The organism is Pseudarthrobacter sp. YAF2 (genome assembly GCF_052113345.1).
Taxonomy (GTDB): domain Bacteria; phylum Actinomycetota; class Actinomycetes; order Actinomycetales; family Micrococcaceae; genus Arthrobacter.
In genome coordinates this window covers 13,179-25,227 of the sequence record NZ_JBFRDA010000015.1, presented here as the reverse complement: position 1 = coordinate 25,227, position 12,049 = coordinate 13,179, and the positions used below count along the sequence as shown (strand labels likewise).

Below are 12,049 nucleotides of genomic sequence, written 5' to 3'. Positions count from 1 at the left end.
GACTACTGCCAAGGGAGTCCTCCTATGCGCATTGCCATTACCGGGGCCAGCGGAAACGCCGGAACAGCACTGTTGCGAAGACTGCATGCGCAGCTCGCCGTGAAGCCCGGCAGCCTGGAGCTGGTTGGGATCAGCCGCAGGCTGCCCGACACCTCGTTGGAGCCCTACGTGGGCATTCAGTGGCACACGCTGGACGTTGGACTGGACCAGCACAGGCCGCTGCTTGAGGAGGCGTTCGCCGGGGTGGATGCGGTGGTCCACCTGGCATGGCAGATCCAGCCAAACCACGACCTCGCCCTCCTGCACCGCACCAATGTCACGGGCACCCGGAATGTCCTCGAAGCAGCCGCGAGGGCGGGCGCCAAGCAGGTTGTCTGCGCGTCCTCGGTAGGCGGCTACAGCCAGGCGGGCAAAGACCAACGCAGGGATGAGTCGTGGCCGGCGAAGGGAATTGCCGGCTCACATTACAGCCGGCACAAAGCGGAGCAGGAAAGGCTGCTGGACGGATTCGCGGCAAGGCAACCAAGGATTGCGGTGGCACGCCTGCGGCCGGGCCTGATTTTCCAAGGCGGTGCCGGAAGTGAAATCGGCCGCTATTTCCTCGGCCGGATCCTTTCGCGGTTTGTGCCGGGGAAACCTTGGATTCCACTGCTGCCGGTTCCGGACGAGCTGGTATTCCAGGCCGTCCATGCGGATGACGTTGCAGATGCCTACTGGAGGGTGGTGGACCAGCGTGCCAGTGGTGCATTCAATATCGCCGCCGAGCCGGTCCTGGGCCCGCCGGACCTGGCGCGCATCCTGGGGGCCAAGAGAATTCTTCCCATCCCGCTGCGGCTCCTGCATGCTGTGGTGGACCTGACATGGCGGGCACGCCTCCAACCCACAGATGCGGGATGGGTGGCGATGGCGGCGGGTGCGCCCATCATGGACACGGGCCGGGCGCGGCGCATTTTGGGATGGGAACCGAAAGTGTCGTCGATTGAAGCGGTCAAGGAACTCATCGCCGGGCTGGGAGCGGGGGAAGGCGTCTACCCTTCCCCCGTCCTCAAACCGCGACGCACGCCGTAACGCCGAGCGCATCAAAGACGGCCAGGGGCCGGCTGCGGAACAGCCGGTCCCTGACCGTCTTTGAGGGCAGCTCTAGATGCCTGTGCGCGGTTCCCTTTCGTCGTGGACAGCATGCCCCGTGTCGGCTGCACCTGCAGCATCACCCCGGTCGGTTTCGATCGGAGCTTCGCCACGGCGGGCTTCCCGGCGCGTCCCGTCGCTGTGCCCGACGTCGGGCGCGTCGCCTTCCCTGCGCCCCGGCTCCCGGACAGCATCAGCATCCTGGGCAGGAGCTGCGGACTCCGCCACCCGGCCATCACGGACGCCCTGGACGTCGCGGTTGCCGGACTGGGCCTGCGCCTGCCGATCCTCATACGCCTCGCGTACGCCGCGGCGGGTACCATCGCGCCCGACGTCGGGGTCAAGTTCGTCCGCCTTCCGCGTATGGCCGGCAACGTCACTCCGGAGGGACTGGGCTTCCCGGCTGCGCTCCTCGGCTTCCTGCCGCAACCGCGCCGCGTCCACCTGGGCCTGCTCGGCGTCGGCACGCGCCCGGATGGCTTTGGCTTCCCGTTCGCGGGCGTCGAGTTCCATATTTTCAGCCTGATGGCGGATCTCTGCCGCTTTCTCGCGGTGCTCCTGGTCGCGCTTCTCCTGCATCGCCTTCCGGCGCCTTCCGCCGGAGAGGAACAGCAGCACAATCACCGCCACTACGACGACGGCGACCACTACCCATACCCATGGAGCTGTGTCCACGTTTCCCACCACTTTCCACTTCGTTGTGACCGGGAGGCCGGAGCCATTCCGGCTGGCATCTTTCCTCGAACGGTTATAACCCAATTAGCAAGGGTACTTACTTTTCATTAGTAACCATGCTTATTATTTTACGGCCAGTATCGCTGGTTCGTGATCAATAACCAGCCTTCTTGGGAAAGGGAGAGCGAAGATGACAGAGAGCCAATGGCCCGAGGACCCCGCAAACACGGTTCCTCCGGCAAATACAGGAATCCCCGGCGAGCGCGAGCCCGCCACCTTCCCGTCCCCGGCCAGCCAGTATGGCAGTGAAGCAGGAACCGGGTACGCACCCTCCGACTACGAACAAACCAGTGTCGTTCCGGGCTCTGCCGGAGCCGGCACCGGCACTGCGTCTTCGCGCACGGATGCCGCCAAGGATGAAGCGGCTGACGTAGCCCGGACTGCGGCCGACTCCGCGCAAAACGTGGCCCAGACGGCAAAGGAAGAGGCCGCCAACGTGGCCTCTGAGGCAAAGTCCAATGCGCAGGACCTGCTGTACCAGGCGAAGTCAGGCCTGACCAGCGAGGCCGCGACGCAGCAGCAAAAGGCTGCCGAAGGCATCCGCAACCTTTCCGGCCAGCTGCACAGCATGGCCAGCGCACCGGACCAGCAGGGCATGGCCGGTGACCTGGTCCGGCAGGCAGCCGAGCGCACGTCCTCGATCGCCACCTGGCTGGAGAACCGGGAACCGGGAGACCTCCTGAACGAGGTACAGCGGTTCGCCCGCAACCGGCCCGGCACATTCTTGCTTCTGGCCGCCGGTGCGGGTGTCCTTGCCGGCCGCCTTACCCGGGGTCTCACAGCGGGCGCCCCGGAGTCCAGCGGCTCAACCGGTTCCGGTGCTGCCGGCCTGTCCGGCCAGCCCTCCGGTAACGGATTCCCAGCGGCCGGATACGCGGACCGGTACAGCCAGCCACCCGCCGCCGGCGGAACAGTGCCTCCGCCGCCCGTCCAGTTGCCAGGGCCGGCCACCACCACCGCCGGATACGACGGCGGCGCCCCCGGCAGCAGCTACCCCGAGTCCACTTCCACGGCCAGCGGCCTCGACAGCCCGCAACTGGTGGAGGAGCCCTGGTCCGGAAACCAGGAATCGGACGACCCCCTGCGGGACCGTGCCTTTGAGGACGATCCCATGGCAGATGACCCCCTCACCCGGGACCGCTCCAGGGGCGGCCAGGCTGGCGGCCTGTGATGAGCAGCCAGATTCCTGAGCCGCCGCCAAGTGCGGCGCACGTCAAAGCGGACAACGCCTCCATCGGGGAGTTGCTTGGCGATGTGACCCGTGACTTGTCCACCCTGATGCGCCAGGAGGTGGACCTGGCCAAGGCCGAGCTGAAACAGTCCGCCACCAAAGCAGGGAAGGGAACCGGCATGCTGGCCGGCGCCGGGGTGGGCGGACACTTCGTCCTGCTCTTCCTCTCCCTGGCCCTGATGTTCGCCCTCGGCGCCATCATGCCGCTGGGGTGGTCCGCACTGATCACCGCCGTGGTCTGGGCCATCATCGCCGCGGTCCTCGCCTCCATTGGCCGCAAGGAACTCAAGCAAATCAAGGGCCTGCCGCAAACCGGCGAAACCCTCTCAGAAATACCCCCAACCCTCAAACCAGGTGAGGTAAACCGATGAGCGAAAACCCTGACGTCATCCGCGCAGACATCGAAGCCACCCGGGCACGCCTGGGAACCAACGTGGACGCCGTGGCCGATAAAGTCACCCCGTCCAACATCGTCCACCGCCAAACCGACAAGCTCAAGGACGCGGCGACCGGGATGAAGGAGAAAATCATGGGTGCATCTGACACCGCCACCAGCAACATCCACAACACCTCAGGCGCCGCCTCGGACAACCTGCACCAGGCTACCGACACCGTCTCGGCGAAGCTTTCCGACGCCGGCCACGCCGTTTCCCAAACCCCGGACCAAGTGAAAGCCAAGACTGCGGGCAACCCGCTGGCCGCCGGCCTCATCGCGTTCGGGGCCGGCCTCCTGGTCTCCTCCCTGATCCCGCCAAGCCAGAAGGAACGGGAGGCCGCAGACCAGCTCAAAACGGCAGCCCAACCGTTGGCCACGGAACTCACCGACGCCGCCAAGAATGTGGCCCAGGACCTCAAGGCACCGGCCCAGGAAGCCATGGAGAACGTCAAGGCCACTGCCACTGACGCCGCCCAAAACGTCAAAGCGGAGGGACAGCACGCCGCCGGCGATGTCAAGGACCGTGCCACGGACGCCAAAGACAACGTCCAGAACGCATAACGCGTCGCGATCTGCGGCACGCTAAGGCAACACCCCTGTCGACAGGCCGGCACCGCCATCCGCGGGGCCGGCCTGTCCTCTTGGCCCCCAATCGAGAGGACTCCCCATGGCCACTCACAACGCATCCGAGACAAGCACCGCGAAGGCGGCCCAGGCTCCCGATCCGAACGATTCAAGGAAACCCGGGAGCCCTCGGGACCTGGAGAAGCCGGCCTGGAAATACATCACCAGGAAGACACTCCGGGAGTTCAGCAAAGACCAGTGCCCGGACCTGGCTGCCGCCCTGACCTATTACGCCGTTCTTTCCCTTTTCCCGGCCCTGCTGGCACTCGTCTCGCTTCTGGGCCTCTTCGGTGATCCGCAGAAGACCACCAACGCCTTGTTGGAGATCGTGCGCGGCTTTGCCCCTGCAGAAACTGTCAATACCATCAGCGGCCCGGTCGCGGAGCTGACCAGCGCCCCTGCCGCCGGCTTCACGCTGGTGATCGGCCTCCTCACCGCCCTCTGGTCCGCGTCCGGATATGTGGGGGCTTTTGGCCGGGCCATGAACCGCATCTATGAGGTGGACGAGGGCCGTGCATTCGTGAAGCTCCGTGGGACCATGCTCGGCGTCACGCTCCTTGCCGTGGTCATCGTGGCGCTGATCGCCGGCATGCTTGTCCTCAGCGGGCCGGTTTCCGAGGCCGTCGGCGGACTGATCGGCCTCAGCGGACCTTTCCTCGCGGTGTGGAACATCGCCAAATGGCCGGTGATGCTGATCCTGATCATCGCCATCATCGCTGTCCTCTACTACGCCACGCCCAACGTGAAGCAGCCCAAGTTCCGCTGGATGAGCATGGGGTCCGCCATCGCCTTGGTCGTCTTCCTGCTCGCTTCGCTGGGCTTCGGCTTCTACGTGGGGAACTTCGGCAACTACAACAAGACGTATGGCGCCCTCGGCAGCGTGATCATCATGCTCTTGTGGCTTTGGATCCTGAACATGTCGCTTCTGTTCGGTGCCGAATTCGATGCGGAGGTGGAGCGCGGCCGCGAGCTCCAGGCAGGCATCGAGGCAGAGGAAACCATCCAATTGCCGCCGCGGGACACAAAAAAGAGCGAGAAGCTGCAGCAGCAGATCGACGAAGACGTCAAGCACGGCCGGGAACTCCGGGAGAAGCACGGCCAGGAAGACGAGGATGCGCAGCAACCCGGCGAACGGCACCGCGACAGGATTCGCGAGAAGGTCCGGAGCCGTTCCGAAAATGAGGAATCCGACGGCGGGGGCCAGCGAAGCGGCGACGCGTAGCAGGCGCAGGGGGCCGGCCCGGGAGGGACTAGGCAGGACCTTCGAGAAGGAGGAAAATCCATAGTGAAGGTTCTGTTGAGGTTTCCGGGCTGTGCCAGTCCGGGGCGAGGCGGGGCCGGCGGTGAGATGGCCTCTTCTGAGACCGAGGCCAGTCCCCCCAGTCGCCGTCGGCCCCCTCAGGTGGGCCTCTCCTTGGCGGAACTGGACAAGCAGCGTCCACTGCAATAGTTTCGTGAGTACCTTGCCGGGTCCCAACTGGGCTCGGCACGGCCGCTGAAGCAGACGGCGGCAACAAGGTCGAACCCAGATGAGCGAACATGACTGCTACCCATTTTGACCAGTTCTTTGCCGAAGCCGTTGTACCGGACCGGGAGCCCGGACTGGGCCTCGGACGCGACGAGCTGTTCGGCCTTTACACGAGCTGGTGCCTGCTGCACAAAGCTGAGCCCGGGTCGCCGGCCGCCCTGTGGGAGGCTCTCCAGCACGGGGGCATCGATCCCGACAACAACAACCTGTCCATGACTGGACCTGCGGCGGCGGACTACATCGTGGCCAGCGCCCCGGACCTGGTGTGACCGACGGGCGCCTCCGCAATCAGGGTTGTGCCAGCGCCAAGAGGTAGGCGGCGAACCCTCCGGGCGCCCGGCCGGTGGTCCTGCCGGAGGTAAGGACGCGCGTCGTGTCAGTGGAAACGATGGCTGCCCCGCCGCCGCGGAGGCGCTCCACAAGCGCCCGGTCTTCATCGCGATTTATTCCCGGAAAGCCGCCTGCTGAAATGTAGGCTGAGGCGCGGACGCCAAGGTTGGCCCCATGGACGTGCGGGTGGTTCTCGGCCAGGGCATGCCGGGCATGCCAGCGGGCCAGCAGTTCATGGTGGGTCCCGTGGGCATCGGGCTCAACGGAGCCAAGGACAAGGTCGGCCCCGCCGGCCGCCAGTTCCAGCTGCCGCACCAGCCAGTTTTCCGGTACCCGGGAATCGGCATCCGTGTTGGCCAGCCACACGCGGCGTGCCGGAACATCGGCCGCCCTTCCTCCCACTGCACCGGCCCCGCCAAGGGTGTCCAGCACTGCCCGGCACCCGGCCCGCCGGCTCTTTCCAACACTGTGGAACGCGACGGGCAGGACGCTGTAGCGGAGGTCCTGGGCCGCAAACCCGGCGGCCACCTCCAGGGACCGGTCCGTGCAGGCATCCAGGACAACAACAACCTCCACACCCGTTCCGGGACTGGCCACGGCGAGCCGGTCCGCTGCAGCCCCCACTGCGGTGAGCGCGCGCTCCAGGAACTGTTCCTCGTTGTGCGCCGGGACCACCACCGCTACGTGGTCAATCCCCGGCGCGCCCAGTCCCGCCAGGCGCCCTGCGGCCTGTCCCCCCGGAGCCGTGAGCGTCATGCCACGTCTGCTTTGCGGGCCGGGCGCACCAGGATTTCAAGCACGAAGTCGCGTTCCTGGTACATCCCCGCGGTTTGCCAGCGCAACCGTTGCCGGGCGAGCGCGTGGACGGTGTCGCCGTCCAGCTGCCATCCGTCGATCGGATGCCGCCAATGGCACAGGACCAGGACCCCGCCGGGTTCCAGTGACGCCTCCACCCGGTCCCACAAGTCCGCCAGCTCGGCGGGGGCGAGATAGTACCCGACCTCCGAAACCACCAGGAGGTCGAACGTTCCGTCAGGCCATGAGCCGGGAACAACGCGGTGCTCAACACGGACCCCGTCGTTGCCATCAAAGCGCTGCGCAGCCCGCCGCACTGCGGCTCTGCTGGCGTCAACGGCCACAAGGCTGTGGCAGCGGCCGGCGAGGTCTGCGGTCAAGGTGCCAATGGAACAGCCCACTTCCAGGCCGCGCTCGTAGGTCTCGCCGGGGAGGGCAGCGAGTGTAAGTGCCCGCTTGCGCCGCTCGTACCAGCTCGAGTCGTAGTCCCACGGGTCAGCGGAGCCGTTATGGACGGCGTCGAAGACCTCCTCCGCGTCCTGGCTGGAGTGCACCGGGCCGGACGTGTCCTTGGGCGGCGTCCAGGCGAACACCTCGTAGCCGCGTGCGAAATGCCCCAGGAATTCCCGGCTCAGCAGGGTCTCGTCCCCCGGCGCCGGGGAAAGCGGCATGACCTGGGTGGCGTGTTCAGCCATGGCCCGCTCCTTGGCCTCGCTGGACGGGCCATCCAGCGGGAAACGGACCCAGGCCCGCCATTCCTGGTCCTTGGGCGTGGCCCAGTGCCAGTACCAGATGGGGTACTCCAGCAGTGCGTGGCCGTCCTGCCGGGCAATTTCCGCCACCACGGCTCCGAGCGCATCATGGTCTGCGTGGCCGTCGGAACGGTAGGGCGCAACAAGGACCAGCCGGTCGGGCCGGCCGGGCAACCGGGCCGCAGCGTCCCTGACGGCTACGGCAACCGCGTCCGCTTGCGATCCGAGGCTGCGGTCCGGCAACCCGAGGAAGCGCCAGCGGTCCCGCAGGCCCAGGGCGGCCAGAGCCGCCGCGAATTCCGCCAAGCGGGCCTGGGCCAGCTCATCGGGGGACGTGGTGGGCGAATCCGGGTGCGAGCCCTCCCCCGCCGTGCACAGCAGGACGTCCACTTCCGCCCCCAGCGCGGCCAGCCGCGCCATGAGTCCGCCCGCGCCGAGGGTCTCGTCGTCCGGATGCGCGGCCAGGACCACGAAGCGCATCTCGGCGAGTTCAGCGGGGCCGAGCGGGAGCTCCGGCGCAACTGCCAGTCCGCTCCCGGCCCAGGCTGCCTCGGCGGTGCCTTGGTCCGCGTGCGAGAAGGTCACCACGAGCAGTCCCCCTTGAGCGTGAGGCGGCCCAGCTGGGCGTCGTCCCGTGCACCGTGGTGCTGGCGGACGTACAGTTCCAGGTCCGCCATCCGTTTGGCATAGCGTTCGTCGAAGGCAAGCGGCGCGGGACCCCGGTTCGAGAGCACCAGTTGCAGGACGCGTTCGACGGCGGCGGCGACCGTTCCGCGGACACGCTGGGCTTCGCTCCAGGTGCTTTGGCCGGCGGTGCCCAGGCTGCCGTCGTCGATGCGTGCCGCGGTCCGGGCGAGGTATTGCATGGCGGCAGTGAGGGTGCGGTCCACTTCGCCGAGGGCGGCGAGCGCCACCTGGTCCGGTTCCCTCCCGCCGTCGGCACCGGCGAGCAGGCCGGCGCGGAAATCGCGGGCCACGCCCACCGCACCGCCCAGCCAGCAGGCGGCAACGCCCATGCCGCCCCAGGCGAAGCCGGGGCGGCTGTGGTACCAGCCGGTTCCGCCCAAGGGCGTGGCCGGAACCTGGTCGAAGTGCACGGTTCCGCTGGGGATCTCCCGGAGTCCGCGCGCCACCCAGGCGGGCTGTTCGCACTCCACGCCCGGGTGGCGGAGGTCCACTGCGAACGCCGCCCTGCCGCCGTCGTCCGTGTGGGCGGTGATGACGGCACTGTCCAGGCTCGCGGCCAATGAACACCACGGCTTGGTCCCGTTCAGGACCACCATGGCGCCGTCGGGCGTGGCCTGCAGCCTGGCGCCGGGCCCCTCCGCGGCAAAGACGCCCCATGTTGCGCCACGGCGGTTTCCGGGCAGGGCCGGCTGGTCTGCGGTAACCGTGCGGGCGGCCTGGGCAAGAATGGCGATGGCATCAAGGTGCGGTTCAAACACCCGGGCTGCCGCCACGTCAATGGCAGCAACGGAAGCCAGAAGCTCCCATAACAGCGACGTCCGGCCTTCACCGGGCCGCGGCCAGGTTTCGCCCGCTTCGACGGCCAGGGCCAGCAGGGCGGGGACGTCCCCTGCCGCTTCCGGAACTGCGCGGAGGATTGGGGCCCAGGGGGAGAAGTTGGCGGCAGTGGACTCCAGGAGTACGGGAGTGGTTTCCGCGTGCAAACGTTCCTCCATCGACGCTGTGGGCGCCCGGCCACCGGACGCATCCACACAGCTTACTTACTATTTTGCGGGAGGATGCGGGCCAGGGCGAATCCGTCCCAGCCTTTGGAGCCCACTGTCTGGATGACGGTTGCGTCGAGCCGGGGATGGTCGCCCAGAAGCTTGAGCGCGTCAATGATTCCGGGCGCGTTGACCGGGTCCATGGCCGGGTCCAGGACCGCCCCCTCCCAGATGGTGTTGTCCAGCACCACAGTGGCACCCGGCCTGCCCAACCTGACCGCCCAGTCAAGGTAGCGGCTGTTGTTCTGCTTGTCGGCGTCAATGAAGATGAAGTCGAACGGCTCCCGGTCCTCGTCCTCGAGGGCGGCAAGGGTATCCAGTGCAGGACCCAGGCGGATCTCCACCTTTTCGCCCAGGCCGGCGGCATCAATGTTCGCCCAGGCCACCTCGGCGTGCTGGGGCAGGTATTCGCACGTGACCAGCGTGCCGCTGGGCGGAAGGCCCCGGCCCAGCCAGATGGTGCTGTAGCCGGCAAGCGTCCCGATTTCCAGGATGCGGCGGGCCCCGGACATCTGGACCAGGAGCTTCAGGAGCTTCCCGGCGTTGGGTGCCACCTCGATGGCGGGCATCCCGGCCTCCGCCGCCGTCCGGATGGCCTGCTGGAGGGCCTGGTCCGGATGCACTACGGTGCGGGACAGGAACTCTTCAGTGGCTATCCACTCCGGCCGGGGCTTGTGCTCGAACATGGGCACAGTTTGGCACGGGGCGCCGCGGGGGTCCAGATGCTTCCGGCCCTCCCGCCGGCTCAGGATTCCTGAGCCAGCGCGCCTTCCAGGCGGTCCACTTTGGCTGTGAGTTCACCGGCGTAGCCCGGCCGGATATCGGCCTTGATCACCAGCGACACCCGGCTGCCGTAGCGCCCCACGGCCTCGGTGGCGCGCTTGACGACGTCGAACACCTCGTCCCATTCACCTTCGATGGTGGTGAACATGGAATCAGTCCGGTTGGGCAGCCCCGACTCCCGGACGATCTTCACCGCGGCCGCAACGGCGTCGTGCACAGATGCGTCGTCGGGCCGGGTGCCCCCGCTGGGAACACCTGAGGGAGCCACAGAAAATGCAAGCAACATGCCCCCAGTGTCCCACGCGGCTGCTGCCCGCCGCAGTCGGGACCACCGGGAGCAGCCGTCACATAAGGGCCTACCGTGCAGTAACCATGCTGGCCGCAGCCTCCGTTGCTAACCTTTTGGCCATGAGCCTCGCAGTCGCCCGAAAGCCCCTCCGTGCGGACGCAGCGCGGAACGTGGACAAGATCATCACGGCGGCGCGCCAGTGCTTCCGGGAATTCGGCCCCGAAGTGCCGCTCCAAACCATCGCAACCACGGCCGGGGTTGGCCCGGCAACCCTCTTCCGGAACTTCGCGGACAAAGAAGAACTGGTCCTCGCTGCGCTCAACCGGCAGCTCCGGCTCACCGTGGACCCCGTCATGGACGGCGCCTTGGCCGACATCGACGCCACAGCCGGGCTGCTGCGCGTGCTCGAAGCGCTCATGGCGGCCGCGAGCGCGGACGCCAATCTGCTGTGCGCCGTCGCAGGCCGGCGGGAACTCCTCACCGGAATCACCGGCTCACTCATGGAGTCGATCAGTGTTTTGCTGGTCCGAGGGCAAGGCCAGGGCACGCTGCGCCCGGACATTTCGATGACCGACATGTTCCGGTTGCTGGCCATGCTGATCGGCGTAGTGGACACCATGGAGCCCGGGTCCGACGCGTGGCAGCGGCCCTTGGCACTGGTAGAGGATGCTATCCGCGCCGACCGGCCGTCGCGGCCACTTCCCGCGCACGTGCCTGTCCCGGCACCCACTGCCTGAGCCTGCCCCAAGGCAAGACCTGCGGTCCAGTACCGCGGCTCCATTCGTGGCGGGTCCATTGTGGGGGCTTGGCAGGTGCAATAGAATCTGGGAGAGGTTAAGCAGCCAGCCTCGTGATTTTCAGCTGGAGGCGACCCATGAACAACTTCGTGCCCTTCCGCCGCGCAATGGCAGCACTGCAATGAAAAGTTCAGACCTTTTCCGCTACCTCACTGACCCACGCGGGCCTGAGGAAGTCCTGCCGGCCCTGGCGCCCGAGGAACTCGTGGAACTGCTGGACGCCCTCTACCAGAACCTTGATACTCCCGAACCCGAGTTTGGCGCCGAGGCGTGGTACGAGATGGCCGTCGAGGAAAGCTGCCGCAGGGCCGCCCTGCCGGACGACGCCACCCAAAGGCTGGCTTAGCAACAATTCCCGCAGGCCCCGAAACTCCACGGGCAACCTGCGGGAGGCCAACCCACGACAAGTGCCGCGGCACCAGTCAGGACTCTTCCCCGGCATCTTCTCCAGTGTTGTCCTGTTCTCCAGTGTTGCCCAGGCCTTCCGCCGGGCCGTGTTCGGAGCCTGCGTGCGGCTGCCCTGTTCCATGGTGCTCATGGAACTCGTTGGGAACGTGCTCTTTGGCTTCCATCAGGTGCTGCTGCAGCTTCTCTTCCGCATCCCGGCGCCGCCTCGCGGTGTCCCGGAGTTCCCGGGTTCCTTCCGAGCCGCGGGGATCCAAATAGGCGGATCGTTGCCTCGAAGGCTGCTCCGTCGGGGATCCGGCGTCGGCATCCTCTTGCGGCTTGTACTTTCCGGTGTCCTCGGTTTTTCCGGTGTCCTCGGTGCCCTGGCCGTCTTCCGGCCCGGCAGGCCGTGACTGTTCGTCCATCTCGATTCCTCCTTTGGTGGCAGCGCCAATGAGGGCTGCCTCTCTTCCAGTGCACCATACGTGGCGCCAGGAATGCTGG

15 protein-coding genes are annotated in these 12,049 nt (G+C 67.1%); 8 read left to right on the top strand and 7 right to left on the bottom strand.

Annotation, left to right across the window (positions count from 1 at the left end):
- Positions 1–24: 24 nt before the first annotated feature.
- Complete coding sequence (locus AB4Y79_RS16000; protein WP_441863772.1) at positions 25–1,068, top strand: NAD-dependent epimerase/dehydratase family protein; 1,044 nt, start codon at positions 25–27, stop codon at positions 1,066–1,068.
- Between the two features lie 72 nt (positions 1,069–1,140).
- Here AB4Y79_RS16000 and ccmD read toward each other — a convergent pair whose 3' ends face one another.
- On the bottom strand, positions 1,141–1,803 hold the full coding sequence (gene ccmD, locus AB4Y79_RS15995) for a heme exporter protein CcmD (protein ID WP_441863770.1): 663 nt from the start codon (positions 1,801–1,803) through the stop codon (positions 1,141–1,143).
- Between the two features lie 190 nt (positions 1,804–1,993).
- On the opposite strand from ccmD, the gene AB4Y79_RS15990 reads away from it, so the two are divergent.
- The 5 genes from AB4Y79_RS15990 (at position 1,994) to AB4Y79_RS15970 (ending at position 5,951) form a co-directional block, all read left to right on the top strand.
- Positions 1,994–3,034 carry a hypothetical protein gene (locus tag AB4Y79_RS15990; RefSeq protein ID WP_441863767.1) on the top strand — a complete coding sequence of 347 codons (1,041 nt, stop codon included), beginning with the start codon at positions 1,994–1,996 and terminating at the stop codon, positions 3,032–3,034.
- Entirely contained in the window at positions 3,034–3,465 is a 432-nt protein-coding gene (locus AB4Y79_RS15985) for a phage holin family protein (protein WP_441863765.1), read from the top strand. The genes AB4Y79_RS15990 and AB4Y79_RS15985 overlap by 1 nt, the downstream gene beginning before the upstream one ends.
- A complete protein-coding gene (locus AB4Y79_RS15980; protein ID WP_441863762.1) occupies positions 3,462–4,091 on the top strand; it encodes a DUF3618 domain-containing protein in 630 nt (209 codons plus the stop codon). Before AB4Y79_RS15985 ends, AB4Y79_RS15980 begins: the two co-directional genes overlap by 4 nt.
- A 106-nt stretch (positions 4,092–4,197) precedes the next feature.
- Positions 4,198–5,376 carry a YihY/virulence factor BrkB family protein gene (locus tag AB4Y79_RS15975; RefSeq protein ID WP_441863760.1) on the top strand — a complete coding sequence of 393 codons (1,179 nt, stop codon included), beginning with the start codon at positions 4,198–4,200 and terminating at the stop codon, positions 5,374–5,376.
- Positions 5,377–5,693: 317 nt separating this feature from the next.
- Positions 5,694–5,951, top strand: coding sequence for a hypothetical protein (locus AB4Y79_RS15970; protein WP_441863757.1), 258 nt, complete (start codon positions 5,694–5,696; stop codon positions 5,949–5,951).
- A gap of 19 nt (positions 5,952–5,970) precedes the next feature.
- On the opposite strand, the gene AB4Y79_RS15965 is transcribed toward AB4Y79_RS15970, so the two are convergent.
- The 5 genes from AB4Y79_RS15965 to AB4Y79_RS15945 are packed head-to-tail and all read right to left on the bottom strand — an operon-like array spanning position 5,971 to position 10,358.
- Positions 5,971–6,768 carry a glycosyltransferase gene (locus tag AB4Y79_RS15965; RefSeq protein ID WP_441863754.1) on the bottom strand — a complete coding sequence of 266 codons (798 nt, stop codon included), beginning with the start codon at positions 6,766–6,768 and terminating at the stop codon, positions 5,971–5,973.
- Positions 6,765–8,147, bottom strand: a complete 1,383-nt coding sequence (locus tag AB4Y79_RS15960; protein WP_441863751.1) for a PIG-L family deacetylase — start codon at positions 8,145–8,147, stop codon at positions 6,765–6,767. Before AB4Y79_RS15960 ends, AB4Y79_RS15965 begins: the two co-directional genes overlap by 4 nt.
- Positions 8,141–9,229: an acyl-CoA dehydrogenase family protein gene (locus AB4Y79_RS15955; protein ID WP_441863748.1), complete on the bottom strand. Its 1,089-nt coding sequence runs from the start codon at positions 9,227–9,229 to the stop codon at positions 8,141–8,143. The genes AB4Y79_RS15960 and AB4Y79_RS15955 overlap by 7 nt, the downstream gene beginning before the upstream one ends.
- A 53-nt stretch (positions 9,230–9,282) precedes the next feature.
- Positions 9,283–9,975, bottom strand: coding sequence for an O-methyltransferase (locus AB4Y79_RS15950; RefSeq protein WP_441863745.1), 693 nt, complete (start codon positions 9,973–9,975; stop codon positions 9,283–9,285).
- Between the two features lie 59 nt (positions 9,976–10,034).
- Complete coding sequence (locus AB4Y79_RS15945) at positions 10,035–10,358, bottom strand: thiamine-binding protein (RefSeq protein WP_441863742.1); 324 nt, start codon at positions 10,356–10,358, stop codon at positions 10,035–10,037.
- Positions 10,359–10,480: 122 nt separating this feature from the next.
- On the opposite strand from AB4Y79_RS15945, the gene AB4Y79_RS15940 reads away from it, so the two are divergent.
- Together AB4Y79_RS15940 and AB4Y79_RS15935 are read left to right on the top strand one after the other, a co-directional pair.
- Positions 10,481–11,098, top strand: coding sequence for a TetR/AcrR family transcriptional regulator (locus AB4Y79_RS15940; protein ID WP_441863739.1), 618 nt, complete (start codon positions 10,481–10,483; stop codon positions 11,096–11,098).
- A gap of 181 nt (positions 11,099–11,279) precedes the next feature.
- Positions 11,280–11,504: a hypothetical protein gene (locus AB4Y79_RS15935; protein WP_441863736.1), complete on the top strand. Its 225-nt coding sequence runs from the start codon at positions 11,280–11,282 to the stop codon at positions 11,502–11,504.
- Between the two features lie 76 nt (positions 11,505–11,580).
- Here the strand turns inward: AB4Y79_RS15935 and AB4Y79_RS15930 are convergent, their stop codons facing one another.
- The gene (locus AB4Y79_RS15930; protein WP_441863733.1) at positions 11,581–11,970 is read right to left on the bottom strand and encodes a hypothetical protein; all 390 of its coding nucleotides are present in this window, start codon (positions 11,968–11,970) and stop codon (positions 11,581–11,583) included.
- Between the last annotated feature and the right edge of the window lie 79 nt (positions 11,971–12,049).